This is a genomic window from Microcystis sp. M53598_WE2, from assembly GCF_030067735.1.
Classification (GTDB): domain Bacteria; phylum Cyanobacteriota; class Cyanobacteriia; order Cyanobacteriales; family Microcystaceae; genus Microcystis; species Microcystis aeruginosa.
Genome location: NZ_JASJFE010000139.1, coordinates 1 through 4,094, shown reverse-complemented (window position 1 = coordinate 4,094; position 4,094 = coordinate 1). Strand labels below are relative to the sequence as shown.

The following is a 4,094-nucleotide window of genomic DNA, read 5'->3' as shown; positions in this document are numbered from 1 at the left end:
TGGTAGTGATCGGGTGGAAAATTCCGGGACTTTTTCCCTGAAAATTAGGTAATTGACCCCCTCAAAATCGCTAAAACCCTACACCCCACACCCTACACCCCACACCCTACACCCTGCCCCCACCGAAAAACTTTTTGCCGCAAACCCTAGTTATTACTCGACCTAATCCACAGTAGGATAGAGATTGCTAAAAATTGACTCTTGAGTAGAGTGGCAACAAGATGGCGAAAGCGGCGATTATTGGATTGGGAAGATCGGGAATAGCGGCGGCAAGATGCTTAAAACGGGATGGTTGGCAGGTGACATTAAGCGATCGCTCTGATTCTCCCAGTTTACAAGCAACCAAAACCAATCTGGAAAGGGAAGGAATTATTGTCAATCTTGGTCAAAATCTCAGTCTAGAGGCTTCGGACTTGCCTAATCTTATCGTGGTTAGCCCCGGGGTGCCTTGGGATGCCCCGATTTTAATTACTGCCAGAGAAAAAGGCATCGATACGATCGGAGAATTAGAATTAGCTTGGCGTTATCTGCAATCTTCCCCTTGGTTGGGTATTACGGGAACTAACGGCAAAACCACCACCACCGCCCTCTGTGCCGCTATTTTTCAAAAAGCGGGGTTAAATGCCCCTTCCTGCGGTAATATCGGCTATGCTGCCTGTGAATTGGCTTTAAAAGCCGATAAATACGATTGGATTATTGCGGAGATTAGTAGTTATCAGATCGAGTCCAGTCGGGATTTATCGCCGAAAATCGGCATCTGGACAACTTTTACCCCCGATCACCTCAGTCGTCATCAAACCCTGGAAAATTATTATCAGATTAAAGCCTCTTTACTGCAAAGAAGCGATCGCCAAATCCTCAACGGTGATGATCCCTATCTGCGTCAAATCGGTGTTAGTCAATGGCAACAAGCTTATTGGACTTCTGTGCAGGGCAAAGCTGCGCTTTTGGGCGATCCTAGTCGTGGTGTTTATCTCCAAGATAACTGGATCGTGGCTTTTGGGGAGTTAATTGCCCCGGTTAATCTCCTGAAAATGGTGGGTAGTCACAATCAACAGAATTTGCTTATGGCTGTGGCCGCCGCTAGATTGGCAGGAATCGAGAAAAAAGCCATTACCGAAGCGATCGCCACTTTCCCCGGGGTTGCCCATCGTCTAGAGTATGTTTGTACCTATAAAGGCCTAGACTTTATTAATGATAGTAAAGCAACTAACTACGATGCCGCCGCAGTGGGCTTACAATCCGTCCCGAGTCCGGCGATTTTAATCGCGGGGGGAGAAGCGAAAGCAGGGGATGATCGGGCTTGGATCGCTGAAATTAAGGCAAAAGTCGCCACCGTGCTGCTTATTGGTGACGCTGCCGCCGATTTTGCCCGTCGTTTACAGTCAGCAGGTTATCAAGATTATGAATGTGTAGAAACGATGGACAGGGCAGTTCAACGCGCGGCTGAACTAGGACCGGCAAAAGAGGCTAAAGTGGTGTTATTATCGCCCGCTTGCGCCAGTTTTGACCAATACCCAAGTTTTGAACATCGCGGCACTCACTTTCGGCAATTGTCCTTACAGTTGTAGGGAGATGGGGGAGTGGGGGAATGGGGGAGTGGGGAATTTCCACTAAAACCCTAAAACCCCAACACCCTAAAACCCTGTTGCCGACGACTAAGACGCAATTTTTGTTCCCAAAGATCCTCTTTTTCGGCTAAGTTGGGTAAAATCAGGAGGAGTTAACCAAAAAATTAAGAGAAAAAACGTGCTGGGATCGTCCTTCCATCTTGATCATCTTTTTAACAAGCCCCTAATTGCCTGTCTTTTGTCCTGTGTGGGTGTCTTGCTGCCGATCCCAGTTTTAGCGACACCGGTGGCAGTGTTAAAAAGTCAAGAAAATGCCAATCAATGGACAGATATAACCGAACGTTTGCAAAATGTCGGGGTTAATTACTGCATTCTCCAGAGTAATCAGTGGCAAAGCGACGCGGATTTAAATAAAATTAAGGTTCTAATCATCCCCAACGTCGAGACTATTTCCGGTTTACAAGCTGATGTCTTGAGTCGTTGGCTTAATCGCGGTGGTAAAATTATTGTCACCGGTCCGGCGGGGAATCTTTCGGAACCTGCTGTGCGTCATCAATTGCGATCGCTATTTGGGGCTTACTGGGCCTATCCCCACTCCCAAGCTTACACCCTGCGGCCGACTAATTTGGGTGAACTGAAAAACCAAAAACCTTTAGCCAGCAGTCTCCTCGGTGGTGTGGTTATCCCCACGGGAGTTAATAGCCAAACCGTTGCCGTCTGGGGGGCGCGCAACAATCCCCCCGCCGTTGTCCTCAATAATAACTCGATCTTTCTCGGTTGGCGCTGGGGCAGCGATGCCGTCGCTAATCTCGCCCTCGATAGTGCTTGGCTAGAAACCGCCCTGCAACGCTACGGCATTAATCGCAGTTCTTCTAATAACACAATTGCGCCCTATTGTCAAGGTCAATCAACAATAGTTAATAATATTAATAATACCCCAACAGCGATCTCGCGTAGCGAGCGCGTTGCGATCGCACCCCGTCGCCCTCTACCGCAGATTTCAGAAAATCCCCCCAGTGAAACGGCGAGATTAAGTCCGAGTACCGAGGCAATTCCCCCCAGAGCCAGCCTAACTCCTCAACAAATTAGCCAGATGACGGCGGAATTGCAGGGATTAATCGGGCGTTATGGGGTGACTCTCTTAGCTTTAGAGGCCAGCAACAGTAATATATCCAATACTGATAAATCCTTAGCACAAGCATTTCATAATCGCGGGAAAAATTCCCCCACCTCAGATACAGCCAGACGATTCCGTTTAGCCCTGGAAAATGCCCAAGGATCGTTAAATAATTTTCAGAATTTAATCGCTCAGGGGGACTATACCCAAGCGCGGGAATTTTGGTTACAAGCGCGGCGAAATCTTTGGGATAATTATCCCACTAATCGACAATTTGCCCAACCAGAAATACGGGCAATGTGGTTAGATAGAGGAACGATCGTAGAAGCTAAAAATGAGGAGGATTTAGCTAAAGTATTCGATCGCATGGCGGCAGCTGGTATTAATGTGGTCTTTTTCGAGACAGTTAATGCTAGTTATACTATTTATCCCAGTCAAGTTGCCCCCGAACAAAACCCTTTAACCAGAGGTTGGGATCCCCTAAAAGTTGCCGTTAAATTAGCCCATGAACGCAATATGGAAATCCACGCCTGGGTGTGGGTTTTTGCGGCGGCTAATCAAGCTCATAATAAAGTATTAGAGCAACCATTAGATTATCTAGGTCCGGTTTTATCCCGTAATCCCGATTGGGGGGCAACTAATAAAAGTGGTGGTTCTTTTGATTACAGTCAAGGCATGAAAAAGGCCTTTTTTGATCCTGCTAATCCCGAGGTACAGAACTATCTTTTATCTCTTTACGAGGAAATTGTCAAGAATTATGATGTGGATGGCTTGCAGTTAGATTATATTCGCTATCCCTTCCAGAGTCAAGATTCTAATCAAACCTATGGTTATGGTAAATCCGGCCGCTGGTTATTTAAACAAATGACGGGAGTTGATCCAATTACGTTAAATCCCCGGGGTGCTTTATGGGAACAATGGACTAGCTTTAAAATCCGTCAGGTTGATACTTTTGTCTCGCAGGTTTCTACTCGCTTAAAACAGATTCGCCCCCACTTAAAAATGTCGGCGGCGGTGTTTCCCCTAGAACAAAAAGAACGATTATATCGTATTCAACAAAACTGGGAAGAATGGGGACAAAATCAATGGATAGACCTGATATTTTTAATGACTTATGCTCTCGATACAGGGACTTTAGAAGATAAAACCAAGTCTTTATTTGATCGCCAAATTGCAGGAAATGCTCTGATTATACCCGGTATCCGTCTGTTAAAAGTACCCGATCAAGTCACGATCGATCAACTACAATTTATTCGTAATCTTCCCACTTCGGGATTCGCTCTTTTTGCCACAGAAAATCTCAATCCCAACTTGCAAACAATTCTTAATCGCATTCAGGGATCGATAATTACGAAAAAAACCGAACCTTTACCCCACCGTCAACCCTTCAAAACGGCGGCGGCGAG

At 46.2% G+C, this 4,094-nt stretch carries 2 protein-coding genes; both read left to right on the top strand.

Features of this window, described 5'->3' with window-relative positions; all coding sequences use genetic code 11:
• Positions 1 to 221 precede the first annotated feature (221 nt).
• Entirely contained in the window at positions 222 to 1,571 is a 1,350-nt protein-coding gene (murD, locus tag PX636_RS03125; RefSeq protein ID WP_004163487.1) for a UDP-N-acetylmuramoyl-L-alanine--D-glutamate ligase, read from the top strand.
• A 178-nt stretch (positions 1,572 to 1,749) separates the two neighbouring features.
• A partial coding sequence (locus tag PX636_RS03120) for a glycoside hydrolase family 10-like protein (RefSeq protein ID WP_288116191.1) occupies positions 1,750 to 4,094 on the top strand: 2,345 nt, incomplete at its 3' end.